This is a genomic window from Paenibacillus endoradicis (assembly GCF_024721975.1).
The window spans coordinates 118,262-144,544 of record NZ_JANQBB010000002.1 but is presented as its reverse complement, the minus strand read 5'-3'; the positions used below and the strand labels follow the sequence as shown (position 1 = coordinate 144,544).

29 protein-coding genes are annotated in these 26,283 nt (G+C 37.5%); 24 read left to right on the top strand and 5 right to left on the bottom strand.

Going from position 1 to position 26,283, the window contains the following annotated elements; all coding sequences use genetic code 11:
- Nucleotides 1-86: 86 nt before the first annotated feature.
- From NV377_RS07010 to NV377_RS06935, 16 genes are all read left to right on the top strand, one after another.
- Nucleotides 87-1,283, top strand: a complete 1,197-nt coding sequence (locus tag NV377_RS07010) for a LolA family protein (RefSeq protein ID WP_258200486.1) — start codon at nt 87-89, stop codon at nt 1,281-1,283.
- Between the two features lie 454 nt (nt 1,284-1,737).
- Nucleotides 1,738-2,922 carry an alanine racemase gene (alr, locus tag NV377_RS07005; protein ID WP_308860086.1) on the top strand — a complete coding sequence of 395 codons (1,185 nt, stop codon included), beginning with the start codon at nt 1,738-1,740 and terminating at the stop codon, nt 2,920-2,922.
- A gap of 368 nt (nt 2,923-3,290) precedes the next feature.
- Nucleotides 3,291-3,572, top strand: a complete 282-nt coding sequence (locus tag NV377_RS07000) for a CopG family ribbon-helix-helix protein (RefSeq protein ID WP_258200484.1) — start codon at nt 3,291-3,293, stop codon at nt 3,570-3,572.
- Between the two features lie 3 nt (nt 3,573-3,575).
- Nucleotides 3,576-3,926, top strand: coding sequence for a type II toxin-antitoxin system PemK/MazF family toxin (locus tag NV377_RS06995; protein ID WP_213514971.1), 351 nt, complete (start codon nt 3,576-3,578; stop codon nt 3,924-3,926).
- Between the two features lie 224 nt (nt 3,927-4,150).
- Nucleotides 4,151-4,870: an SAF domain-containing protein gene (locus NV377_RS06990; RefSeq protein WP_258200483.1), complete on the top strand. Its 720-nt coding sequence runs from the start codon at nt 4,151-4,153 to the stop codon at nt 4,868-4,870.
- Nucleotides 4,860-5,747, top strand: coding sequence for a CpaE/TadZ family protein (locus tag NV377_RS06985; RefSeq protein ID WP_258200482.1), 888 nt, complete (start codon nt 4,860-4,862; stop codon nt 5,745-5,747). The genes NV377_RS06990 and NV377_RS06985 overlap by 11 nt, the downstream gene beginning before the upstream one ends.
- Nucleotides 5,748-5,827: 80 nt before the next feature.
- Nucleotides 5,828-7,174, top strand: a complete 1,347-nt coding sequence (locus NV377_RS06980) for an ATPase, T2SS/T4P/T4SS family (protein ID WP_258200481.1) — start codon at nt 5,828-5,830, stop codon at nt 7,172-7,174.
- Nucleotides 7,174-8,115 (top strand): hypothetical protein, encoded by a 942-nt coding sequence (locus tag NV377_RS06975; protein WP_258200480.1) that lies wholly within the window; start codon nt 7,174-7,176, stop codon nt 8,113-8,115. Before NV377_RS06980 ends, NV377_RS06975 begins: the two co-directional genes overlap by 1 nt.
- A 103-nt stretch (nt 8,116-8,218) precedes the next feature.
- A complete protein-coding gene (locus NV377_RS06970; RefSeq protein ID WP_258200479.1) occupies nt 8,219-9,112 on the top strand; it encodes a hypothetical protein in 894 nt (297 codons plus the stop codon).
- Between the two features lie 22 nt (nt 9,113-9,134).
- Nucleotides 9,135-9,284, top strand: a complete 150-nt coding sequence (locus tag NV377_RS06965; protein ID WP_258200478.1) for a hypothetical protein — start codon at nt 9,135-9,137, stop codon at nt 9,282-9,284.
- 168 nt (nt 9,285-9,452) lie between these two features.
- A complete protein-coding gene (locus NV377_RS06960; RefSeq protein WP_258200477.1) occupies nt 9,453-9,599 on the top strand; it encodes a hypothetical protein in 147 nt (48 codons plus the stop codon).
- The gene (locus NV377_RS06955; protein ID WP_258200476.1) at nt 9,596-10,021 is read left to right on the top strand and encodes a hypothetical protein; all 426 of its coding nucleotides are present in this window, start codon (nt 9,596-9,598) and stop codon (nt 10,019-10,021) included. Before NV377_RS06960 ends, NV377_RS06955 begins: the two co-directional genes overlap by 4 nt.
- 21 nt (nt 10,022-10,042) lie before the next feature.
- The gene (locus tag NV377_RS06950; protein WP_258200475.1) at nt 10,043-10,519 is read left to right on the top strand and encodes a hypothetical protein; all 477 of its coding nucleotides are present in this window, start codon (nt 10,043-10,045) and stop codon (nt 10,517-10,519) included.
- A gap of 24 nt (nt 10,520-10,543) precedes the next feature.
- Nucleotides 10,544-11,023, top strand: a complete 480-nt coding sequence (locus tag NV377_RS06945; protein ID WP_258201142.1) for a PH domain-containing protein — start codon at nt 10,544-10,546, stop codon at nt 11,021-11,023.
- Nucleotides 11,016-12,611, top strand: coding sequence for a PH domain-containing protein (locus NV377_RS06940; RefSeq protein WP_258200474.1), 1,596 nt, complete (start codon nt 11,016-11,018; stop codon nt 12,609-12,611). Before NV377_RS06945 ends, NV377_RS06940 begins: the two co-directional genes overlap by 8 nt.
- A 516-nt stretch (nt 12,612-13,127) precedes the next feature.
- The gene (locus tag NV377_RS06935; protein ID WP_258200473.1) at nt 13,128-13,415 is read left to right on the top strand and encodes a HesB/YadR/YfhF family protein; all 288 of its coding nucleotides are present in this window, start codon (nt 13,128-13,130) and stop codon (nt 13,413-13,415) included.
- Between the two features lie 98 nt (nt 13,416-13,513).
- On the opposite strand, the gene NV377_RS06930 is transcribed toward NV377_RS06935, so the two are convergent.
- The 3 genes from NV377_RS06930 to NV377_RS06920 form a co-directional block, all read right to left on the bottom strand.
- Nucleotides 13,514-14,380: an SDR family oxidoreductase gene (locus tag NV377_RS06930; protein WP_373425808.1), complete on the bottom strand. Its 867-nt coding sequence runs from the start codon at nt 14,378-14,380 to the stop codon at nt 13,514-13,516.
- Nucleotides 14,381-14,695: 315 nt separating this feature from the next.
- Nucleotides 14,696-15,769 (bottom strand): mannonate dehydratase, encoded by a 1,074-nt coding sequence (gene uxuA / locus NV377_RS06925; RefSeq protein ID WP_258200472.1) that lies wholly within the window; start codon nt 15,767-15,769, stop codon nt 14,696-14,698.
- 146 nt (nt 15,770-15,915) lie between these two features.
- Nucleotides 15,916-16,590: a GntR family transcriptional regulator gene (locus NV377_RS06920; protein WP_258200471.1), complete on the bottom strand. Its 675-nt coding sequence runs from the start codon at nt 16,588-16,590 to the stop codon at nt 15,916-15,918.
- A 414-nt stretch (nt 16,591-17,004) separates the two neighbouring features.
- Here NV377_RS06920 and NV377_RS06915 point away from each other — a divergent pair, with 414 nt between their 5' ends.
- From NV377_RS06915 to NV377_RS06895, 5 genes are all read left to right on the top strand, one after another.
- Entirely contained in the window at nt 17,005-17,958 is a 954-nt protein-coding gene (locus NV377_RS06915; RefSeq protein WP_258200470.1) for an ABC transporter permease, read from the top strand.
- Nucleotides 17,948-18,889, top strand: coding sequence for an iron chelate uptake ABC transporter family permease subunit (locus tag NV377_RS06910; RefSeq protein ID WP_258200469.1), 942 nt, complete (start codon nt 17,948-17,950; stop codon nt 18,887-18,889). Before NV377_RS06915 ends, NV377_RS06910 begins: the two co-directional genes overlap by 11 nt.
- Nucleotides 18,886-19,644 carry an iron ABC transporter ATP-binding protein gene (locus NV377_RS06905; RefSeq protein WP_258200468.1) on the top strand — a complete coding sequence of 253 codons (759 nt, stop codon included), beginning with the start codon at nt 18,886-18,888 and terminating at the stop codon, nt 19,642-19,644. Before NV377_RS06910 ends, NV377_RS06905 begins: the two co-directional genes overlap by 4 nt.
- A 25-nt stretch (nt 19,645-19,669) precedes the next feature.
- Nucleotides 19,670-20,659: a siderophore ABC transporter substrate-binding protein gene (locus NV377_RS06900; protein WP_258200467.1), complete on the top strand. Its 990-nt coding sequence runs from the start codon at nt 19,670-19,672 to the stop codon at nt 20,657-20,659.
- Nucleotides 20,660-20,983: 324 nt separating this feature from the next.
- Nucleotides 20,984-21,826 (top strand): YitT family protein, encoded by an 843-nt coding sequence (locus NV377_RS06895; RefSeq protein ID WP_258200466.1) that lies wholly within the window; start codon nt 20,984-20,986, stop codon nt 21,824-21,826.
- Nucleotides 21,827-21,952: 126 nt separating this feature from the next.
- Here the strand turns inward: NV377_RS06895 and NV377_RS06890 are convergent, their stop codons facing one another.
- Together NV377_RS06890 and NV377_RS06885 are read right to left on the bottom strand one after the other, a co-directional pair.
- Entirely contained in the window at nt 21,953-23,218 is a 1,266-nt protein-coding gene (locus NV377_RS06890; protein ID WP_258200465.1) for an SLC45 family MFS transporter, read from the bottom strand.
- A 4-nt stretch (nt 23,219-23,222) separates the two neighbouring features.
- Nucleotides 23,223-23,957 carry a glycerophosphodiester phosphodiesterase gene (locus tag NV377_RS06885; protein WP_258201140.1) on the bottom strand — a complete coding sequence of 245 codons (735 nt, stop codon included), beginning with the start codon at nt 23,955-23,957 and terminating at the stop codon, nt 23,223-23,225.
- A gap of 172 nt (nt 23,958-24,129) precedes the next feature.
- Here NV377_RS06885 and NV377_RS06880 point away from each other — a divergent pair, with 172 nt between their 5' ends.
- From NV377_RS06880 to NV377_RS06870, 3 genes are all read left to right on the top strand, one after another.
- Nucleotides 24,130-24,498, top strand: coding sequence for a metal-sensitive transcriptional regulator (locus NV377_RS06880; protein ID WP_258200464.1), 369 nt, complete (start codon nt 24,130-24,132; stop codon nt 24,496-24,498).
- 15 nt (nt 24,499-24,513) lie between these two features.
- Nucleotides 24,514-24,717, top strand: coding sequence for a copper ion binding protein (locus tag NV377_RS06875; RefSeq protein ID WP_258200463.1), 204 nt, complete (start codon nt 24,514-24,516; stop codon nt 24,715-24,717).
- A gap of 732 nt (nt 24,718-25,449) precedes the next feature.
- Nucleotides 25,450-26,253, top strand: coding sequence for a DUF421 domain-containing protein (locus NV377_RS06870; RefSeq protein ID WP_258200462.1), 804 nt, complete (start codon nt 25,450-25,452; stop codon nt 26,251-26,253).
- Nucleotides 26,254-26,283: the final 30 nt, after the last annotated feature.

The following is a 26,283-nucleotide window of genomic DNA, read 5'->3' as shown; positions in this document are numbered from 1 at the left end:
TCGTCAACTTTGTCCGCATAAATGTCCAAGTCCCCTCATATTATGTATAAGCCAGTTAAAAAACCAAGGTGTGAGGGGATGATTTCATGCGTCGCATGACATGGATCGCGGCAATTATACTAAGTATGGCACTAGTGTTATCTGCTTGCGGGACGAAAGACGCCGAATCCGTGGTAAAGGATTTGGACAAATTCTTGAATAGTATGGAAGGTTACAGTGGCACAGGCACGATGACCTTACATAACGGTCAGCAGCCTCAAGTGTATCAAGTGGAAGTATCGTATTCGAAGCCAGAAGCTTACCGCATTAAGCTGACAAATGCCGAAAAAGACATTAGTCAAATCGTTCTTCGTAATGATGAAGGTGTGTTTGTACTAACTCCAAAGCAAAATAAAGTATTCCGTTTCCAAAGCGATTGGCCGCAAAAACAAGGTCAGGTGTACTTGTACCAAACATTGATTCAAAGTATTCTACTTGATGGTTCTCGTCAATTTACAACGACAGATGATGCTTATGTATTTGATGTTATGGCGAAATACAACAGTACATCGCTTGCTAGACAGAAGATTTGGCTAAGCCAAGACGACTATAAACCGATGCAAGTAGAAGTTAGCGACACGAACGCGACTGTACTTGTAGACGTTAAATTCGATACATTCGAATTCAATCCAACGTTTGCTGAAAGTTTCTTTGAGACAGAGTCCAATATGCAAACGAGCGCTGGTGATGTAACAGAGCAACAACCTACAACGATTGATCCAAGTAAAGAGGATGTAGATACACTTGCTCCTGGTGATGAGGGTGTAGGTGCTGAGGCAGGCAATGTGGACAGTGACACTAGCACTGATCCAAATGCTGGTGCTCCAGTTGAACAGTCTACATCAGGTGAAGAGGGTTCTAGCAACGATGACGATGCAACGAGTAACGCTCCAACGACTACACAATCATTTACAGCTATGGCACCTACACACTTACCGTTAGGAGTTAACGAGAAGGATATGACAGATATTGAATTCGCTGGCAGTCAAGGCGTTATGACACGCTATGAAGGCACATATAATTACACGTTGATACAAACGGAAGCTAAAGATATTGCAACAACATTGGTTCCTGGAGATTTTGTTAATCTAGGCTTCACCATTGCTGAGCTTACATCTGGTGACGATGTACAAACGTTAACTTGGACGTACTTTGGTAATCAGTTCCGTCTAAGTAGCGCTGATCTACCTGAAGTTGAGATGATTAAAGTTGCTCAATCCGTTCTAGCTGAAGTATCCAAATAAGTTAGATGTCATCACTTGGTAACAGATAAGTAATGTTATGAAGTATGATGTTGATGTATTAAAGCTAGCTCAATGTTCGAAGTATCCCTTCGATTCAATGAGCTAGCTTTTTGCTATTATTATAGGAACAATAATAGGTTGAGATTAACATTGACACACCACATAACTAGGGGTAACATAACAACTATTAGATATAAAGTATCGGAAATTTAGTGTAAGAATAAAGTGCAGTTTAAAAAGTGGGCTTTCAGAAACGAGAAGATACGATGAAGCTAAGGGAGTGAAGAGTACAACGTACGTACTTGGTACGTGAGCACTTATAATGTTTCTAAAAGAAACATACTTCGAAAGCTTGTACTTAATAACTGATGAGTTGTATCTTCGATGCCAATTAAGCTTCCCGCATCACTTCGTTATCAAAGTCTGCTTTTTGAACTACTGTTTAAAGGAGTAGGTGGAGCATTTGAGTACGTTTTTTAGACCAACATGGGCAGATATTTCATTAGATGCATTGCATCATAATATAGAAGCAGTAAAATCTGGGTTAAAAGAAGGTACACGATTATTAGCATCGGTTAAAGCGAATGCATATGGTCACGGATTAGTAGAAATTTCAAGAGCAGTAGAACGCTATGGTGTCGATTATTTGGGTGTCGCTTTTCTTGATGAAGCACTACAATTACGTAAAGAAGGTATTCAATTACCGATTCTTGTTCTTGGTTTTGTAGCTCCAGAGCATTTGCATATTGCAAGAGAATACGATGTTACGATTGCCTTATATCGTGAAGATCAACTACTGGCTGCCGGGTCTATGGAGAAGACTGCTGACAAGCGTCTAAAGGTCCACGTGAAAATAGATACGGGTATGGGAAGACTAGGGATATTAGGGTACGAGGAAGCCATCGCATTTATCGAGAAGGCAATCGCTATTCCTACGCTTCATGTTGAAGGCATTTTCACACATTATTCCAAAGCGGATGAAGCAGACAAAACATATACTTCCCTTCAATATGATCGATTCCATGCTATTGAAAGTCATGTTCGACAAGCAGGCTGGGACATTCCGATTATACATGCCGCTAATAGTGCGGGTGGAATGGACACTCCGCAATGGTCTGGTGATATGGTTCGTCTAGGAATTGCGATGTATGGCATGTATCCTTCAGAAGAAGTGAATAAGGATAATGTAGCATTACAGCCAGTTCTAAGTTTGAAGACCAAAGTTGTGCACGTTAAAGAAGCTCCTTCCGATTGGGGGATTAGTTACGGTGCAAGATATGTAACGAATGAACCAGAATGGATCGGAACATTACCAATCGGGTATGCAGATGGGTATAGTCGTATGTTATCTGGAAAAATAGAAGTTTTACTACAAGGTGAACGAATTCCTGTGTTAGGTACCATTTGCATGGATCAATGCATGATCTCATTAGATAAGCTCAAAGATTATTCAATGGAGTCATTATTGAATCAAGAAGTTGTGCTTATTGGTAAGCAAGGTGAACACACCATTACTACAGAACAGATTGCTGATTTATTAGGCACAATTAATTATGAATTAACTTGTATGATAGCAAGTCGTGTACCTCGCCGTTATATTGAGAATAATCAAGTAATTGCTGTATCTAATGGAATGTAAAGGTATAGCAAATTGGCTATATTATTAGTTGTATAGGATGCATCAAATGACATTCATCAATCTTCAATTCGATGTATTATTTGAATTGGATAATTTTATCAGTAATTATATATAGCTTCTAAGTACCATTGTGGTGTAATATGATAGTACAATGGGAAAGAAGATCAAAATATATGTAAAGTGGAAAGTTTTACATGTGTTTTTTCATGCAAACATAACTTGTTAAGTATTATCTCGATAAAATCCATATATCGGTGATATAGCATACTTGATATATTCATTACATATATATGATCAAGTATAGAAAAGTTATATTTATGTCATAATGTGTAGTAAAGTGTTGGAAAAGTTTTGGAGGTGCGAATTCTGTGGCCAATATTCATAATACGAAGCGAATAATGATCAGTCTGCCCGATCAATTGCTAGAAGAAGTTGATGGAATTGTCGCAACTGAAAAATCAAATCGCAGTGAGTTCATTCGCCAAGCAATGAAGCTGTATTTGATCGAGCGCAAAAAAAGACAAATACGTGAAAAAATGCAGCGTGGCTATATGGAAATGGCAAGAATTAACTTAAATATTGCCTCAGAAGCTTTTCAAGCGGAGGAAGAAGCAGACCATACTTTAGGTCGTCTTGTTAGCGGGGTGTAGGGATTGATCGTAAAACGCGGAGATGTGTTTTTTGCTGATTTGTCACCGGTTGTGGGCTCTGAGCAAGGTGGAGTTAGACCTGTTCTAGTCATACAAAATGATATTGGTAATCGTTTCAGCCCTACAGTTATTGTAGCGGCTATTACTGCACAGATTCAAAAAGCAAAATTGCCTACTCATGTTGAGATGGATGCAGAGAAACATGGGTTCGATCGTGACTCTGTTGTTCTTCTTGAGCAGATTCGTACGATTGACAAACAACGCCTAACAGATAAAATTACACATTTAGATGATGAAACGATGCGCAAGGTTGATGATGCACTATTAATAAGCGTGGGATTAATTGATTTTTAAAATAGACATATTTAGGTAAATTAGCTATAATTAAAATAAAACCTGATACAAATATGTGAAGAACGCATACCGAACTATCGATACCGATAGTGGCATGCGTTCTTTTTTGTTATGTGCAGGTGGATGTTGTTGTTGAATTGATAGGATGAAGGGCGTGATGAAGGTAATTAGACTACGCTTGCATGATGATAAGGTGTCATGTGAATGAAGGAGGGAAGAATGATATGTTAATAAGTAGAAAGATGTTAATTACGTTACTATCAGCAATACTCTCTGCAGTCTTAGTGTACGGATTATATCTTATACAATCAGAGCGCATTCAAGCAGAAGAACAGGTCCAAGTAGTTGTACCCAATCAATGGATTGAAGCGGGACATATGATTACGACGGATCAATTGAAGTTATTGTCTATGCCGATTTCTCTAGCTACAGTGGAAATGGTATTCGACATAACGGATGTCATTGGACAAGAAGCAGTAGTTCCGTTAGGAAGTGATGAGCCTATCTTGCAATGGAAACTTAACCGTTATGCACTTCATCCGAATGAACAAGAAGCTACCTTTCAAATCCCTAAAGATTATATCAAATCCATATCGAATGGTATTCGTGCTGGAGATGCAGTCTGGATCTACAGCTCTGGAGAAGAAGCTATACCAACAAAAATATTCCAACAAGATATTGTCGTGGCATCAGTAAAAACTGGATCGAATCTTGAAGTAGATGCTCCAGATGAGGATGGTAAAAATGCGATTGTTCGCAGTAACGCTGAGCAAATGTATGCCTCTCGGCGTGTAGCAAATGGCATGATTGAGTATATCAATGTCAATCTTACAGAGGAACAATGGTTGTATATTGATAATTTATGTAGAACTGGTGATGTTAAGCTCGTGATTGCTTATCATTCTTTACCGCAGTTAGTGAAAGGACAGATTAATGATGAATAGCGGTAATACTAATGATCATCATCATAAGCAGTTATTGACATTTATCGGAACGACCCCCAACATTGGCACAACCATTTGTGCGCTCGCTACAGCATATCGGATAGTTGAAGTTACTGAGCGCAAAGTAGCATTTCTATGTATGAATTTCAAATCTTCGAAGTTACACCAATATATTAAACTCCCCGCTGCACAGGCAACTGTTGATGAATTACTTCCACATTTACGTTCTGGTTCACTTACGTCAACGATGTTAATGAATGCAATGACCATATCACCATCACATCCTCATTTACATGTATTGCTTGGAAATCGTTATCGAGAAATGGCAGAGTACTTTAGCGATGAAGATATTCAACTTTTAATTAATACAGCCAAAGCGCACTATGATTATGTCATTATTGATTGCAATGCTTATTGGGATAATGCGGGCAGTCTATGTAGTATGCAACAAGCAGATGATATCGTGCTAGTTACAACCAATGCGCTCTCTCATTTTCAAGAAGATGCAAAAAGCTGGTTTGGTACAATGTCTCATTCACTAGGATTAAACAATAAAAACATACATGCTCTAATTATTAGACAGAGTAAATATTATTCCGGGTTTACGGTACAAGAAATTGAGGATGAGTTGCAGCTAAAGGTAATAGGTGACGTACAGTTTCCTACTTCCTTATTTGCTAGCCTAGATGAGGGTGAACTAGATTTTTGGTTAACTGAAACATCTGAAGGACGTAACTGGTTGATTGGATTATCAATTAACTTACTTCCCCAGCAATATACGTTAAAGAAACCGCGAGTATGGAAAAGTATGCACACGTTATGGCAACGCAAAGTGAAGCAATCATTAACAAAAGCAATTGGAGATCACGATCGTTAAATGCTTTCGAAGTAACTTTTTATTAGCAAGAAGCTATATTCTGAGAACAATAAAAAGTTTTAGGAGTTGAAGAGTTCAATATGACGGACAAAGAGATTAAACGATTTTCAGCAATTGAATTTATGTCCCGCCACAAAGTAAAGCATAATGATACGCAAGACGATAATGGTTCGTTCCTTCAATTTCAAACTTTATGCAATGAAATGCGGAATTTTTTAAGTACGCCCAGAGGTTTGAGTGAGGAAGAAAGAAGGGAGTACAGCGAGTCACTCAATCAAGCGGTACTAGGATTCCCAGACGCAAGACAATATATATTAAACATTATTGCTGATCGACTATTGAAACTACACATTAATGAGATTGAACAATATGAACATCCTTATGCCTCGCTTGCGGAAGCGATATTTTCTGAGGTGGTTGGCATGCATGTGTTAGAAGTCATTATTAGAGATACGGAAGGGCTAGAGGAAATTCAAGTGGTTGGGACTAATATATATACGATAATACGAGGAGAAGTAAGTCTCTCGCCCTATCGATTCGAACAACTGAGAGAGGTCGAACGAATTCAACAAAATTTGGTGTTATTCAATAACGATCAGATTAATATGCGTAAACGTTGGGCGGAAGTTATGCTTCGAGATGGCTCTCGCGTGACAATTACAGGACTTGGATATACTGCCCTTCCAACGTTGACAATACGTTTTTACACACTTCGTAATATTCCACTATCACAATTAGCGAATGCTCCTTATCGAATGATGTCTCCGAGTATGCTCACTATTTTCCATCTGATCCTCCAAAACCGCTATAATCTGGTGCTCATTGGACCAACAAATACAGGGAAAACGAATTTATTGAAAGCGTGTATAGCAGAGCTGCCAGCAGAAGAACGATTGGTAACCATTGAAGGACGTTACGAGATGATGATTAGTAGAGATTATCCTAATCGTAATATTATCGAGTATGAAATTAACGAGGATGATTATTTGCATAGCTCTAACCAAGCTTTCAAGCTCGCCCTTCGCCAATCGCCCCAGCGTATCATCCATGCAGAGATCCGTGATGATGATGCAAACATCTATGTGAGAGCCTGTACACGAGGACATCATGGAAGTATGACGACGGTACATGCTAATCAGCTTGAGGATGTCCCAGAAGCTATCGTAGATATGTGCATGCTTGATGGTAGAGGAATGGATGCTAATCGTCTAGCCAAGCGAATTACTCAGTTCGTGACAGAGATTGGTATTCAACTTCAGCTTGTAAATGGACGGCGTATTATTACAAGAATCGGACGATTGCAGTGGGACAATAATGACGTTCGCGTTACGGATTGGGTCACTTATGATGCAGAAACAGATCATTGGACAATACATTGGCATTATATACGTCAGGAGTTACCTCATATTGAAGAAGGAGTGTCCTAATGATTTTTGATGTGATGAGCTTATTGATTGTGGGTTTACTGTTTATTCTACTTATGTATATAATTGAGAACTTAATCGTTACAGTGTTCACCAGACAACGACGTAAAAGCCGTCTTACACCAATGGTGTCAACTCAAACATTGGAACGTAAATCATGGATACAGAGATCAGTAGATAAATTAACAACTCATTTGGATCATCTGCTACAAACATTGCGACTTTCTATTAGTGGGGAACGATTATTTCACTGGTTACTAAGTATTGCGCTTGTCGGGGGTGTGATGGGGTGGTATATGTTCGGATCGATGAAGGGGGCTCTTCTTTGCTCGGCTATGGTAGCAGGAATACCCTATATTAGTCTCAAAATGCTACTTATTCATCGTCAATTAGAGGCACAGATTGATTTCCTACCAGCCATTGAATTGTTCTATCAGTGCTACCTTATAACTGGAGAGCGTCAAATTAAAATAGCGTTAGCAAAAGTTATTGAAGAGAACAGAATAGCAGGTCCGATGAAAGGGATATTCGAGCAACTATATCGTAATTTATGTGTACGTGATAATGATGATGAAAGTTTGGATATATTCGCAAATTCTCTAGGGCATATATGGGCTGACTATTTTGTTCAAATGATAAAAGTAGCTTTGCATGAAGGGGTTACCATATCAAGCAGCTTAAGACAACTGATTCAAGATATGAGAGCAGCGAGGCGTGCTAATGAGCAGGAGAGACATCAACTATTAGAGATAAGAATTGCTAACTTTACACCTTTGTTTTTTCTACTCTTATTTGTAGTCATTAATTTCAAGTACAATCGTGAACAGTCTTTATATTATTACTTGCATGATCAGTCAGGTCGCGAAATGATACTGCATATGGTCACAATGATCTTCTTATCTTTCCTTATGGGGATATATTTATCACGCAAGAAAATGACATAAACTACGATTTGGTGTAAAGCGGAATACGCTTATAGAACTTTTCCGAAAACCTAGCTTTATGAACTTGAACTTTTATCTAAATTTGAATCGTGAGAGGTGTAGGATGTTTGAATTTCAGTGGTATAACTGGATATTATTTATTGCTCAAGTTGTATTTTGCACAATAGGTATTGGGGCGATTTTACACAGTATTCCTACATCATCTCGAAGCGACTCGATCCAGCGTAAGCTATGGGGATGGCGTAAGCGAGAACCATCTCCGAAGTTACTACGAATATTTGGGATAGATGCTCAAACAGTACTTCAAAGTAATCATGCCATATTGTGGGCAGGATGCGGTATCGCATATTCGGTCATCACGTATATGCTGCTGAGACAATTATTACTTTGGGTAGGATATATAAGTGCAATTCTCTTTCTGCTATTCATACAATTACTTTCGCTACAATGGTCGATGAATCTAGTGATCATACTATCGATTCTCTTAGGAGTAATTATGGTCTTTCATCTAGATCATTATTGGCTTCGAGCCTACCGACAGTTAAGAGCGAACTCCATCACGAAGGAAATCTATGCCATTTGCGGTCAACTTCTTTATTTTGCTGAATCTAAGTTACATATCCACACGAAGCTTCGTAAATGTCTACCTTATAGTCGATTGCTTCGCAAAGATATGGAGATATTACTTGCCGATTGGTATCACGATCCGGTTATTGCACTACAAAGATTCAAACAAGCAATAGGTACTGAAGAAGGGATTAGTTTTGTAGACACGATTGATGCACTTCGACAACATGATAATGAAGATTTTTATACCTTACTAAGAACAAGGCTGCTCGATTACAAAGACACGATAGAATTAGCTAAGGAAGGTAGAAAAGAGACATCATCTTATGTTCTATTTGTCATTGCTGGTATCCCCATTCTCTACACATTCCAAGTATTTATTTATCCTTGGGTACAAGAAGTTAATAAGCTATTATCGCTTATGAATTAAACCAGAGAAAGGAGGTGGAAAGATGAAAAACATTTTAATGACGGTCATGATGCTTATTGTTGTCGTTCTTTTGTTTAATAGTATTATCTCGAAGGATGGAACAGGAACGAAAGCTCAAATTCAATCACAAGGCAATGCTGCTAATTTACAAATTGGTACGATAACACCTTAATGGTGAAAGCAAGGTACTTAATGGAAATACAGATTGCTCCGGAATTTCCTCTGTTTATTCTCCTAACAAATTAATGGCATGTTTCCAATACTACACATATAATTATTCGATTAATTACCAAGCAGTGAGCAGCATTACCCCTTATTCAATTGAAACAGAGGGATGTCTATGAAACAATTAGTGGTCACCTGTGCATTACTTATTACAATGCTACTTATATATTTAGCGGTTATTCAAGCTGAAGATGGAGTGAAAGACCAGATCGATAAGTCAAATTCACATCTGACTAATTATGTGAAAGGGATTGACGCATGAAGCAAATATTAGCATTCATTATGTTTTCAACTATTATTTGCTGGATGATGTTCGCACCTATTTACAAACATGTACTTATTACAAGGCAAGCTATTTTACAGCAAGAAGTAGATTATCTATTAGAGATAGGTGCTAGTGGTCAATATGGGTACATTAGCAATAACATGATTGATCAATCGAAGCAAAGACTTAAGAGATTTGGTCTTACAACTGGGAGTTTGCAATATGAAGTTTCAAGCACGGGTGGGCAGCTTTTTATCAACGATGGTTACCGAGTAAGTAGAGGCGATGGGATAGCTCTATCCTTAACTTATCCATATGAGCGACTAACGGCAATTGATGCGTTAATTGGCATTTCTCCAGTGCCCGAAGGTCAATTGATGAGAGTTTATGGTGTTCGGATGAGTGAGTATGTTGAATAGAGGTGGACGCTCATCTATAAGATGTTAATTATTCCGTTATTGTTAGTGATTTGGCTAATGATGTATACAGAGCAATTAGATCATGAACTATCAATGAAAGCTTATTACAAAGGCAAGCAAGCTGTTAATCGAGGCGCACATGCAGGTACATTACAACTTGATGAACTTCAGTTGAGTGAAGGTATTTTTGCAATTGATCCTGTAATGGCATACCAAATGGCTACGGAGTACATGTATGCTAATTTACGATTAGACAGAAATGGTAACCCTACTCCACAGTCGTTTCTAAAAGAACGCGTAGAGTTGCTACATTTTGAAGTTTTGGATCCCTCTCTGACGTACCCATATGAGTATAGTCTTAGTAAATATGGCTACAGTACCACGTTCAATCGACCTGCAGTTGTCATTGTTATTAGAATGAAATATCCTCGTATATTTTCGAGTAATAATCCTGTAGAATGGAATATAATTGGGAGCTCTCAACTTGTATTCCAATAATAATTTGCAGGAGGCCAATGATTGATGAATCGTGAACTTACTCAGAAATTACATAATGATTATATTAAAGCATCTAGGCTCACAAGCAGCATTACTCACGGAATATTTCTATTACTTATTATAGCTGCTTTAATTGTTGTTCTAATGAACGATTGGACGATTATTCCTATTTACATTGCAGGGGCGGTGTGGATACTTTCATTCATTATATTTACGTATGTCGTTCCATCATATGAATATCGTAGTTTTTCTTTCGAAGTTTTTGATGAGGAGCTTGAAATCCAGTCAGGAATATGGTTTCGCTCTAATGTACTTATACCGATGAATCGCGTGCAACATGTTGAAGTTGGAAGTGGCCCAATTATGAGGAAATATAAGCTTGCTAGCTTAACGGTAGTTACGGCGGCCAAGCAACATGAGATTAGCGGCTTACATCAATCAAATGCAGAGGCATTGAAACTTCAGATTGGGGAATTAGCGAAGGTGGATGAACTACATGACTAATCCACGTAAACTATCGCGCCTAGATATTCTCTTTGGATTTCTGAGGATGCTAAGAGTATTTATTCCAATGGTTTTTGTTATATCTGTTAATAGTGGTGAAACTAAGTGGCTGTTTACATTATGGGGGCTACTAGGTACTATCGTTATTCTAGCGTTTTCATTATTACATGGATGGATAACATGGAAGAAATTCAGTTTCAGCTTAGAGCAAGACCGCATTGTTATTATGCGCGGAGTGTTCAATAAAGAAGAGAAAATTATCTATTATAATCGAATTCATTCTGTAAATGTGCAACAGCCACTTCTTCATCGGGTGTTCAGTGTTGCTAAATTACAAATCGAAACTCCAGGTGGCAAAAGTGGTAAAGCGGAAGGTGAGTTAAGAATACTACCGATTGCGCAGGCTATTGAGCTACAACAGCAGTTGAAACATTATGCCGCAATCATTCGCGAAGGTGGTGTAATACCTACTTTGCCTACAGAGGTAGACGGTAGTAGTTTTAGTGGGGAAGAAGATTTGAATACAGCGGCATCTAGCCAATCATTACATGTTGGAACTGAAATTGATGCACAACATCAACAAGTAAATGAACGAACGGAAATTCCTCTTTCCAATAATCATTATATGATGGAGGAACAACTGGATTACAATATGAAGTTATCCGCAGGGCAGTTGCTAATAGCATCACTCACCTCACTGAATTTGAGTTATGCGATCATTTTTATTGTGGGGATATATTCATTCGCCGATGATTTCATTAGATTCGTAGTTCCAGAATTTAATTATAATCAGTACTTGGATGATTATAGTGGTGTGTCTTTCAAGCTTATTATTGCTCTTGTCGTGGTAGTTATGCTATTCGTATGGCTCTTATCTATTGTATTGTATGTGATAAAATTTGGAGACTATCATATTACACGTAGTAAAGAGCAGTTATCGATTAAGTACGGATTATTAGAGAAGAAAAGTTATGTTTTCAATGAAGGTAAAGTTCAAGCAGTTATTATGGATGAGAATCCAATTCGGCAATTATTAGGCTATGCGGAGTTGAAAGTTCAAGTCATTACATCCGATGCGAATAAGGAACAACTTGTTATTCATCCTTTTCTTCGAAAGAAGGATATGTCGGAGATCATTGAGAAGTTAATCCCTAGTCGTAATATCAAGATTCAGGAAAAGCTTAGTGGTGTTCCTATTAAAGGTCTCATAACATACGCGTTATTACCAATGATAGTCGTAACAGTTGTTTGCGTAATTAGTATTTGGTTCTGGCAATTCAATGGTTTATGGATGATGTTATTGTATCCAACAATAATGTTGTGGGTTAATAGTTGTAGAGTTTCTGCAGGATTATGGCTTGAAGGTAATGAATTGGTTCTGCGAAACAGATTTATTAATCGAAAGACTTATTTCGTAGCTAGAAAACATATTGTATCGCTTAAAGTAAAGGAATCACCACGTCAACGGAAATTTGGACTTAGATCGATTAGTACGACGGTGCTCGGTAGTGTATTTGCTTATTCAGTACGTAGTTTAAGACGCGGAGATGTTGAGTCAGTATGGAATTGGTATAGTAGAAGTAAGTAAACACATAGTAGACGCATTTCATAAACTTTGAAGTGCGTCTTTCACTATGTAGATAGATTCTAACGAACTATAGTATGATAATGAAAAGATATTGATAATATAAGACTGGCATTTTGTAGATGACTTTGTTGCTGATGAAATTTTTGAAAACCAGTTAACGATCGTAGCAAACGATGAACGCGGAATGTTTTGGGGTTACATTAATCGCTCCAGAAATTGTTATGCAAAGAATTGATGAATATGTATATGATTTAGTGCAATTATTACGCAATAACCGTTATACTATAGTTAGTTAGTTCAAAAAGCGGGCTTTCAGAACCGAGAAGATGGAGCGGTATTTGCGGAAGGAGGACACTCTAGTGTACGTATTTGGTACACGAGTCCCGGATTTTCCAAATTCGCTACATATTCGATGCCGACTAATCTGCCTGCATCACTTCGTTATCAAAGTCTGCTGTTTGAACTTCCTCTAAAAAATAGTTAGTTAATGACAGTCCTAGAAGGGTGTGCAGAGGTATGAAATTAATCGTTGAACAACCGGCAGCAAGTTGGTACAAATCACAGATGGAATTACAGCAAGGAGATCATGTTCGTATCTATGTTAGATTGGGCGGCTGTGGTAGCGTTCATCCTGGACTATCATTGGGTGTAATGAAGGATCAACCACGTGAGATTGGATTAGTTGAGGAAGTAGAAGGTGTAAACTTTTACATCGAACAAGATAATTTATGGTATTTGGAAGAGAAGGATTTGACCGTTTCTTTCGATGCACCAACTGAAGAAATTAAGATGAGTGTACAATAGACATAGCTTATTATAATGGTTACAAGTATATGTTCTACTATAGATATTAATACAAGCTCGCTAAAACTGTATTCACAGTTCTAGCGAGCTTTTTCTTATTATACGCCTGAGTAGGCCATGAATCCGCCGTCGATTGGAACAGTTATACCTGTTACGAAGCCAGATGCACTATTATCGCAAAGCCATAGTAATACACCTAATAAATCATCTGGTTTACCAAAACGTCGCATGGGAGTATGAGTAATTATTTTGTTAGAGCGATCCGTTAGAGAACCGTCTTCATTCACAAGTAATTTATGATTTTGTTCTGTAAGGAAGAAGCCTGGAGCGATCGCATTAACGCGAATACCTGCTTCAGCCATATGGACAGCTAACCACTGAGTAAAGTTTTCAATAGCTGCCTTAGCTGCACTATAACCAGGAACTTTAGTCATAGGAGAAGGAGCGCTCATTGAAGATAGATTAATGATAACTGGGTTTTCTACCGTAAGCATCTGTTTCGCAAACACTTGAGAAGGTATGAGCGTACCGACGAAGTTCAGATCAAGCACTTGACGGATACCTTCTGGCTGTAGGTCGAAGAACGATGCTACGTTGGGATTTTTCCAATCGTCCATGGAGAAAGTTTCATTTGTTGTATTTGCACTTGCTTGATTACCACCAGCACCATTAATAAGAATATGACATGGTCCAAGCTCTTTCTCAACGATTTGACTAGCTTCTTCAACGCTTTGCGTATCTGTTACATTGCAAGGAACTCCAATGGCAGTTCCGCCTTGTTCTATAATCGTTGCAACAACACGCTCGATTTTCTCAGCAGTACGGCCAAGCACAGCTACCTTCATTCCTTGACGAGCAAGCTCAATCGCCATAGCGCCACATAGTACGCCAGAACCACCAGTTACAACAGCTACCTTGTTAGCAAGTGAAGGATGAATCGTTTGTTCTTGAATAGTAGACATCATATTTCCCCCTAAAAGTTCTTATATTCGATGTTGACTAAGTACGTTATCGTAGTCATCGTGCTCACAGACGTTTTGAACTACCTTAGAATCCTACCATCGTTATCAAATTCCATTTTTAAACTACCTAATTACAATAAAGGTTCAAAACGTTCGCTCGTCAGCACCAAGAAGATGACCCACAGCGGAAACGAGTAGCACAGCGTACGTATTGTGTACGTGAGCACACGCAGGCTTTCGATGGGGAGACAGATTCGATGATGACTAAGCTACGTTAGCATAGTCATCGTGATCACGGGTGGACGTTTTGAATTACCTCTATAAGGAGCCTTTATCTGCGTAACGATAACCATCCCACAATCCCCACAGATGCATAATCCCTAAACCGCGGTCATATAGTCCGTATCCAGGTCGACATTGTTCTCCCCAAATATGCCTGCCGTGGTCTGGACGAGCATATCCCGTAAATCCGATATCATAGTAAGCCTTTACAATTCCTGCTATATTAACTGTACCATCCTCTGTGCGATGAGATGTTTCAATGAAGTCACCATTTTCAGCTAATCGAATATTACGTATATGGGCAAAAGGAATACGATCGCTGAATTCATGGATCATGGATACAATGTCGTTGTCAGCATTGGCGCCCAACGAGCCACTGCAAAGTGTAATACCATTCGATGGATGATCAACAATCTTTAAGAAACGGCGTAAATTTTGTTGGCTTGTAATGATACGAGGTAAGCCGAACAATGGGTATGGGGGATCATCGGGATGAATCGCCATTTTAATACCAGATTCAGCTGCAACAGGGATAATTGCTTCAAGGAAATAAGCTAAATTACTCCAAAGTTGTTCTTCATCAACAGCTTGATATGCTTCTAAAGTTGTTGATAATTGCCCCAGTCTCTCAGGTTCCCAGCCCGGAAGTTGGAATGTTGAGTTACTTTGAAAATAAGCAACAAGTTCATGCGGCGATAAATTCATCACTTTTGCTTTTTCTAAGTATAGGGCAGTTGAGCCATCCTCTAGCTCTTCGTACAAGTTCGTACGTAACCAGTCAAATACAGGCATGAAGTTGTAGCAAATAACTTTTACACCAACAGAGCCTAGTTTGCGAATCGTATTTTTATAGTTTTCAATGTATTGATCACGAGAAGGTAAGCCCAACTTAATATCCTCATGAATGTTAACACTTTCAACGACATCGATATGTAGTCCAGCAGCATCTGCTTGAGACCTAACTTCTAGAATACGTTCGATAGGCCATTCTTCACCAGCGGCAATATCATGAAGCGACCATACAATACCTTCAGTACCTGGAATTTGCTTAATATATGCCAAAGGAACAGGGTCATTACCCTCTCCAAACCAACGGAATGTCATGCGCATAATAAATCCTCCTAAAACTTTTTATGATAACCTTTTGAGCTACTACCTCGCGAATAAAAAGTTGCTTCGAAAGCATAACCCAACTTTTTATGATAACCTTTTGAGCTACTACTTCGCGAATAATAAGTAGCTTCCAAAGCGTAGTATTAGATAAAATAATTAGGATATTTTTCATTCAGCACTGTCAGCTCATCGACACCGCGATTAAGATGCTGCTTCATGATTTGTATAGCAAAATCTGCGTCTTTATTCTTTATGGCTTCGAGAATTTGACAATGTTGGTCGTAAATCTGCTCCCAATCATCATTATCGAGCAAACGCAATTTTCGACTCCGATCAAGATGGATTGTAAGTGAGCTCATCGTGTTCCATGTGTGAGTTTTATTGACCCCTGCAAATAGAATGGAGTGGAATTGTTGATCTAATGTGAAAATACGATCTACATCATTAAGTTCCAGGCATTCCTTTTGTTGCGAGAGATTCATCGTTAGATAACTTAGCGAAGCAGCTGGGAAATCGCTGCAAGCTATTTCAACAATTGCACATTCCAACTGTAGTCTCATAAATCTTGCTTCTTCTACAAGTGAACGATCAATTAATGACACGAGTGTACCTCGTTGAGGCAATACTTGAACGAGTCCTTCTTGAGCCAATCTAACAAAACTTTCACGAATAGGAGTTCGACTTACGTTAAACTGGACTGCCATCTCATTTTCAGATAGTGAAGTTCCAGGTAAGATTTTGAGCGTTACGATCTGTTGTTTCAAAGCTTCATAGACTTGATCTCGAATAGAACGATTGTCATTTGTTGGTGTGAACATGTTCAATCACCTCCTCAAACTATTTATTATCATTTTGATTCACTACTTGTAATTAAGAGTAGTATTAAAAAAAGAAAGTGCTTACATACTTACTTGCATACTACCATACAAGTTAAAAAAAGAAAATATGATATATGATTTGAACAGTAAACTTTCAGAAAATTTTAAGTTGAAATGTTAAAATTGTTTAATAAGAATAACTTTAGTTATTCATAAGTTGGTCACATCAAGTAAAATGTTAGGCTCGATCATACATTAGTTGTTGACGAGGGATAGGTCTAATGATAAATTTAAATATGAGAATGATTATCAATGTAAATTATTCGTTGAACTCGTTGAAGTTAAGAACGAGTTTTATTATTGCTCACAACTGAGAATGATTCTCTATCTAAGAGAAGAGATTAGAGGGAAGACATGAAAGTATGGCATTTGGTAGTTATTCTACTGGCTTTATCTATCATTTCACTGTTTGTTGGTGTAACTGATATCTCTATATTTGAGATATTTAATTTATCGGAGAAGCAACTACAAGTGATGGAAATTACACGTATTCCTCGGCTAGTTAGTCTTATTATAGCGGGTGTAAGTATGAGTGTTGCTGGTCTTATAATGCAACAGTTGAGCCGCAATAAATTTGTATCTCCTACAACTGCGGGTACAGATGATTCTGCCAAATTAGGTATTATGGTGGCTATGCTAATGTTTTCTTCAGCATCAACAATGGAGAAAATGCTTATTGCCTTCTTATTTGCTCTAGCAGGTACGTTTCTATTTATGAAATTACTAGAAAAAATTAAGTTCAAGGACGCTATTTTCATTCCGCTTGTTGGCTTAATGTTTGGTAATATCATTAACTCGGTTACAACATTTTTTGCTTACAAAAACGATCTAATTCAAAATATCTCATCCTGGTTACAAGGTAGCTTTTCAAGTGTAATGTCAGGGAGTTATGAATTAATTTATATTAGTGTACCTTTACTTATTGTTGCGTATCTCTATGCCAACAAATTTACAATTGCAGGTATGGGTGAAGAGTTTTCAGCCAATCTAGGACTTAATCATAAACGAGTAGTAAATATCGGCTTGATTATTGTAGCTCTTGTATCTGTTGTTGTTATTCTAAGTGTAGGAGCGATTCCATTTCTAGGTCTAGTCGTACCTAACATAGTCTCCTTATACATGGGAGATAATTTGAAAAAATCACTAGTTCATACCGCTTTAATGGGTGCAATTTTCTTGTTAGCTTGTGATATTATTGGAAGGATTGTAATCTACCCGTATGAAATTCCAATTGCTCTAACTGTTGGAGTTATCGGTAGTGTTTTATTCCTTTACTTGCTAATGAGGAGAAGAGTCTATGAAAGCTAAGTTAATTATATTATTTGGCGTGATGGTAGCCGTTATTATTGCCTTTATATTTATCGATCTCCCTCATAATTGGGATTACGCATTACAGCGTAGATTGAAAAAAGTGTTTGCAATTATTCTTACTGGTGGTGCGATTGCTTACGCGACACTAATTTTCCAAACGATGACGAATAATAGAATTTTGACGCCAAGCGTTATTGGTTTAGATTCCTTATATTTATTATTTCAAACGTTCGTCGTTTTTGTCTTCGGTTCTATGAGTTTCCCTGCAGTAAATAAATATATGAACTTCGGTTTATCAACGGTGTTCATGATGCTGTTTGCTGTAGTACTATATCGCTTACTATTCAAAAGAGAAGGTAGAAATTTGTTCTTCTTATTATTAGTTGGACTGGTTATGGGAACGATGTTTGGTAGTATTTCTACGTTCTTACAAGTGCTCATTGACCCGAATGAATTTCAAATTCTTCAAGGGAAAATGTTCGCAAGCTTTAATAATGTAAATTCCGATCTACTTATCGTAGCAACAGTAATTATTGTGCTCGTTGCAGTGTACTCGATAAGATATAACAAGTATTTGGATGTTATGTCTTTAGGGAAAGAGCATGCGGTTAATTTAGGTGTACCTTATGCCAAAACGGTACAAGGAATGTTAATTATTATTGCTATTTTGATTTCAGTAAGTACTGCACTTGTAGGTCCAATAACTTTTCTTGGCTTGCTCGTTGTAAATCTTGCTTATCATTTCATGGGAAGCCATCGTCATGCTGTATTAATACCAGCATCGATTTTTATTAGCATCATTGCACTTGTTGGTGGTCAAATGCTTGTTGAACGAGTGTTCACTTTCAGTACTACCGTAAGTGTACTAATTAATTTTATAGGTGGTTTGTACTTTATATACTTGTTGCTAAAGGAGAGTAAAGCATGATTGAAGTGAGTAATGTTACCAAAATGTATGGTGGCAAGCCTGTCGTAGATAATGTTTCTTTGAACATCCCAGAACGACAAATAACTTCGTTCATCGGTCCTAATGGAGCAGGTAAAAGCACATTACTATCTATAATAAGCAGGCTTCTAACGAAAGATAGCGGTACAGTTAAAATTGATGGTAAGGATGTGAGTGCTTGGAATACGGGGGAATTAGCGCGCAAAATCTCTATTCTAAAGCAGTCCAACCATATTAGCATGCGTTTAACTGTTCGTGATCTAGTGAGTTTCGGACGTTTTCCTTATTCACAAGGGAAATTAACGAAGGAAGATTGGATATTCATAGATGAAGCCATTGATTATATGGATCTTACTGACTTGAAGGATCGATTTCTCGATCAATTAAGTGGTGGACAAAATCAAAGAGCTTACATTGCAATGATTATTGCTCAGAATACCGAAGTGATATTACTTGATGAGCCACTTAATAATTTGGATATGAAACATTCGGTTCAAATTATGAAAGTATTAAGAAGACTTGTTGAGGAGCTAGGAAAGACAATCGTTATTGTCATTCATGATATTAATTTCGCATCTTGTTATTCTGATTATATTGTAGCTCTAAAAGATGGCAAAATCGTACAAGAAGGTCCAACAGAACAAATCATTGATGAACCTGTATTGGAAAGCATTTATGATATGAATATTCCAATAGAAGTTATCGATGGTAATCGTATTGGTGTGTATTTCAAATAATAGAGATAAAGGGTGGAAAAAAATAATGAAAAAGAATTTATCAATGATGATGTTAGTATTAGTAATGGCTATTGTTATGGCAGCATGTGGTAACAACACGAACAATACTCCAAATAACGGAGCAACTGGTGGAACTACAAATACACCTCAAAATTCTGCAGAACCTGATGCACCAACTAGTATCAAAGTAACTCACCTACTTGGCGAAACGAATGCACCAATCAACCCAAGCAAAGTCGTTGTATTTGACTTTGGTGTACTTGATACATTGGATCGTCTAGGTGTTGAATCGATTGTAGCTGTTCCTCAAGATTCATTGCCTGCATACCTTGAAAAATATGCTAGCGCTGATTATATTAACGCTGGTGGCTTGAAAGAACCTGACTTCGAAGCAATCGATGGTGCCAAGCCAGATCTAATTATTATTTCTGGTCGTCAATCTGATGCATATGAAGAATTGAATAAAATTGCTCCAACAATCTATATGGGCGTTGATAACGCTGATTACTTAAAATCATTCACAAGTAATGTAGAAACTCTTGCTACAATTTTCGGAAAAGAAGAGCAAGCTGCTACTGAATTAGCTGCGATTAATGAAGTTATTGAAAATGTAAAAGCTAATGTATCTACAACTGACAAAAAAGGACTAATCGTTCTTGCTAACGAAGGTAAAATTAGTGCATACGGTCCTGGTTCTCGCTTTGGTATCATTCATGATGTTCTAGGTGTACCTGCAGTAGACGAGACACTTGAAATTTCTACACATGGTAACGAAATTACATTTGAATATATTGCTGAGAAAAACCCAGGTTACCTATTCGTTATTGACCGTACAGCAGCAGTTGGCGGCGAAGGTAATGCAAAAGATACAATTGAAAATGATCTAGTGAAAAACACTGATGCATTCAAAGAAGGTCATATCACTTACCTTGATCCTCAATACTGGTACCTATCTGGTGGCGGATTAATCTCAGTTGAGAAAATGGTTAAAGATATTGATGCAGCAGTAAAATAACAGAGTGATTCGAACATTTCACAAAGCGATTTTATTGCTTCGTGAAATGTTTTTTTTTTGCAATTGAGAAAAAGTAATAGTATGATAAATAATACAAACTTCTGTAGGACGTTATAATTGGTTAATAGGTAATAGTTGATACGCTCAAAGTTAGAAATTAAAGTATTAGTTGAGTTCGGAAATCTGTAGTAATAATCATTACATAGATATCGTTCAGTACTGTCTTTCTTCGTGGAGCTACACTTGCTGAGGTAATCATTATATAGCAGGAGCAATATTAAGCATGACAAGCCAACTCGTAGAAAGATAAGGAGAGAACGTAAAATGTCCAAAGGAGAGTTTTTCAAACGATTTATTTTCATTACAATTGGTGCAATATTGATGGGGGTCGCACTTGAAAAATTTCTAGTTCCCTATAATATCATTGATGGCGGAATAGCTGGTATTTCTATCATGGTATCTCATCTTACTTCACTACCGCTAAGTATTTTACTATTCGTTCTTAATATTCCATTTCTTATTATAGGTTACAAGCAATTAGGTAAAGGATTTGCATTTTCAACGTTGTATGGAATAGCAATTATGTCACTAACAACGGCAATGTTACACAATTCAGTACCATTTCCAGATGATAAGTTATTAGCTGTATTATTCGGTGGTATGGTACTTGGAATGGGTGTTGGACTAGTTATTCGTTATGGTGGTTGTTTGGATGGAGTTGAAGTTATCTCAATTCTTATCTCCAAAAAGTTAAAAATTTCTGTTGGTAACATTATTATGGTATTTAACGTTGTAATCTTTATAATAGCAGGATTTGTATTCGAATGGAGTTCAGCCATGTACTCCATGGTTACGTATTATATCGCGATTAAGGTTATTGATATCGTTGTAGAAGGCTTGAATGAATCGAAGTCCGTAATGATTATTTCTAATAAATATGATGAAATATCACAACTTATCGTTGATCGCTTAGGTCGTACAACAACATTACTGCATGCTTCTGGTGGTTATTCGGGACAAGATACGAAAGTTATTTATTGTGTAGTTTCACGTATTGAACTTTCCAAATTAAAATCAATTGTCCAAGCAGCAGATTCAAATGCATTTATGGCGGTAGAATCTGTAGCAGATGTTGTAGGTGGAAGCTTCAAAGAATCAGCACATTAATGCAAACAAAAAAGGATGATATCGCAGATTGAAAATGCGATATCATCCTTTTTTTGTTATAGCAGTTGAAGAAGTTAGATGATCCTCCTAATCTGTCTATAATGTTGAATATTTATAATGTGAAGATTACATAGAAGCATGTATTGTTGTTCGTTTAGTATGACCTTGATCTTTCACTCCGAACAGGAAGAACAGAGCAATAACCATACCACCAGATGCTGCATAGAACAGATAAGAGTAGCCAAATAAATCGACAATAAGACCCATCAAAGGTGGAGAAGATAGTGCTGCTAATGACGACGCGATATAGTAGATACCTGTTCGAGTACCAATACTACTCTCTTTACCTAGTGCTATAACGAATGGGTAGGAGTTAATGTTAATTAGTGCCCAGAAAATCCCGCCAATTAACAATAAAATTCTTAATGTCAGCAGAGAATCTACCAACGAAATAGCAGAGAAAACGATGATTAATCCGACTACTCCAAACATAATGGTACTTTTTTTACCGTATTTATGTCCTAAGTACCCTGCTGGAATGGCTGCAACGACAAATGACAAAGAAAAAAAGGCAAGAGAGAAAGATGCTTCTGTATCCGTTAGATCAAGTTCTTTTCTTCCATATAATGTGAATAACGCCTCAATGCCTTGATAAGAGAAAAACCAAAAGTATATTGCGCCAAGTAAGAAAATCGTTGGCAATGTCCATTCTTGTTTGTAAGTGGATAGTTCTTTCTTCGCTTGTCGAAGCAATATATGAGCTCTGCCCCATACACGCTCTTGGCTTACTATTTCATGCTTCTGCGGAGTAAGAGGTACATATTCAAGTGCATCTCGACGTTCACGAATGAATACCATCAGTATAACTAAACTCATTAATGTTAGAACAGAGGAAGTTAAGAAGGGCAATGCGATATGTTGATCATACAATTTGGAACCTACAGTGAAGGCAAATATAGAACCAATACCACCCATTAAATTAATAATCCCATTAGCTTGCGTGCGCTTACTTGGTTCAGTAATATCTGGCATGAGAGATACTGTTGGAGAACGATAGAGACTCATCGATAGATTCATGAGCACCATGAATAAAATTAATAACGAAAAGCTAGTACTCATTGGTATTAATGCACAGAATATGGCGGCAAGTGGCATTCCTATAAGAAGAAATGGCATTCGTTTTCCTATTCGGGTATCTGTCTTATCACTTTTCCGTCCAATTAGTGGCTGCAGAAATAATCCGAAATAATTATCTATCGTCATTAAAAATCCGACTATCATGGCACTTTTTACAACATAGTTGTCTAAAAAAAGTGGAATAAATGCATTGTACAACCCCCAGGTTAAACTAATGCTGAAAAATCCAAAGCCAAGCAGCCAAGTTTTTCTCATAGAGTTAGTCCTTTCCTTGTAAAATTTGATGTAAGCGATCAGGATAATTGGTAATAATACCTGCTACACCAGCAGCAACGAAGTTCTTCATTTCTTGCTCATTATTAACAGTCCACACATTGTAAATTTTTCCGTTTTGCTTTGCTGCTTCTACCCATTCTGGTAAAACTGCATAACGAGGAGCATGTAATGCATCCGCTAGTAAGGTTGCAGCATAATCCCAAGGTTGATATAAGCCCTCCATATAAAGAATACCTGTAGTAATCGCTGGATCAATTTGTTTGCAAAGTGCTAATGAGTAATGATTGAAGTTAGAGATAATAACATCATGCTGTAATTCAAATTCATAGATTTTATCAATGACTTTTTGTTCAATTCCATGATAGATAAAAACGCCACTTTTGATCTCAATATTCAATTTAATGTTTGATTGCTTTGCAAGTTGCATCAATTCATCTAAAGTAGGAATTTTTTCTGCTGAGAAGCTTTCATTGAACCATGAACCAGCGTCTAGTTGCTTTATTTCTGCTAATGTGACATCTTTAACATACTTATCGATACCTGTTGTTCGTAATAAATTTTCATCATGAATGAGCACAAGTTGACCATCTGACGTCATCTGAACATCTGTCTCGATTCCTGTTGCACCAAGTTCAATTGCTTTAATGAATGAAGCCATAGTATTTTCTGGGCAATATCCACTTGCTCCACGATGTGCGTAATTTATTATCATCTGTATAAGCTCCTCAATAATTAAGTTTGTTAGGTGAATCGTATCATATACAATAGCGCTTTCAAAGTGATTTTTTTGTTAAAATTAGTGAATATCAACAAACACTAAGCTTCTTTACAGTGACTATATAAACTGCTATAGTTAAGAGTAATAATGTACCCTAGGGAGGTATTTTATAATGGACAAAGAAGATGCGGATGAAATTTCAACAATAGGTGAGAATAATGACAATCATTGTGCTGGAAATTCAGATAGTTGTCATTCCTCAGCTCGAAATAGTCACCATTCTAATGAAGAAAAGCGAAAGCTTGTATCTAGATTGAATAGAATTGAAGGTCAAATACGTGGTATTAAATCAATGATCGAGAAAGATACGTATTGCGATGATGTGTTGAACCAGATTTCTGCTGCACAATCTGCACTTGGTAGTACTGCCAAATTGTTATTAGAAGCTCATATGAAAAGCTGCATTGTTGACCGAATTGAAGCTGGTGAGCATGAAGTAATTGACGAACTACTCGTAACAGTAGCCAAATTAATGAAGTAAAGAGGAGAGAATATAATGAGTGAAGTAGTATTGAAAGTTGATGGAATGAGCTGTGGACACTGTGTAAATTCAGTAGAGAAAGCTTTGCAATCAATAGGAGCAGAGGGAACTGTAGATCTTGCTAGTAAGAAAGTAACTGTGAAATTTGATGAGGCTAAAGTGAATACAAAAGCGATCGTTGAAGCTATCGAAGATCAAGGCTACGATGTCGTACAATAATTAAAGTTAACTTCGTAGACTATTCGATGCCGAATAGTCTACTTTAACGTACTCATCGTGATCACGATGAATGTATTGAACTACATCTTTTAATGAAAGCCCACTTTTTGAACTTCCTCTTCAACTAGAGGTTCATAAAGTGGGCTTTCGCAAGTTAAGAAGATGGAGCGCTACTTGAGGAAGGAGGAAACGCAAGTGTACGTAGTAGGTACACGCGTACCGGACTTTCCAAGTTAGCTTCATATTCGATGTCGAAAAACCTACTAAGTCAATCAACGTTATCAAAGTCCGCTTTTTGAACTACAAATTCCAATAAAGGTTCAAAAAGTGGGCTTTAAGAACCGAGAAGATGGAGCGCTACTTGAGGAAGGAGGAAACGCAAGTGTACGTAGTAGGTACACGCGTACCGGACTTTCCAAGTTAGCTTCATATTCGATGTCGAAAAACCTACTAAGTCAATCAACGTTATCAAAGTCCGCTTTTTGAACTACAAATTCCAATAAAGGTACAAAAAGTGGGCTTTAAGAACCGAGAAGATGGAGCGCTACTTGAGAAAGGAGGAAACGCAAGTGTACGTAGTAGGTACACGCGTACCGGACTTTCCAAGTTCGCTTCATCTTCGATGTCGAATAACCTACTAAGTCAATCAACGTTATCAAAGTCCGCTTTTTGAACTACCTCTCATGTATTTCTTCCCAACCAATGGCAATACTATTTGAGGGAGGGATCACCATGAATGACGTATTTGAACTTACATATCGGACACTAATAGCTCTATTAGTAATGTTTATCCTTACAAAGATGCTGGGTAAGCGCCAACTTTCAGAAATATCATTGTTCGGATATATTTCCGGCATAAGTATCGGAAATATCGCTGCTTATATTGCAATGGAAGATGATAAGTTGTGGAGTCTGGGCATCATTGCTTTAATTATTTGGGTCGGGATTACCATGTTATTGGAATATTGGACTCTTAAAAGCAAAAAAACGCGTTCAGTTGTTGACGGGAATCGAAGAACGCTAATTGCCAATGGCATCGTCCTTAAGGATGCATTACACAAAGAGCGGTATACGGTAGAAGAGCTGCTCCAACGCTTAAGAAACAAAGATGTCTATAAGTTATCTGATGTGGAAAGTGCATCTATTGAAGCGAATGGAGATATAAGTGTGTTTTTGAAACAAGATTTTAATCCATTAACGCCCAATATGTTAGGCATGACGATTGAACCAGAGAAAGAGCCGATTACTTTAATCGTCGATGGTTCAATGGATTTAGAAACAATGAGAAGTAATGGAATATCTGAGGTATGGCTTAAGAAGCAATTAGATACTGTAAATTTGAAATACGAAGACGTATTTATTGCGCAGTACACGATCGACCAATCACTTTCGTTATTTACACTTGATAAACGGGCTATTGAAGTGAATTTACAAAGTGAGCAATTAGCAGAACAAACGAAACTAGAAGACATAAAGCGTGGATTGCTACAAACAATCGCATATCTGGAACAACAAGCAAAGAAGAAGCAAGGTTAATTCCTTACTTCTTCTCTTTGTTTCATCTAT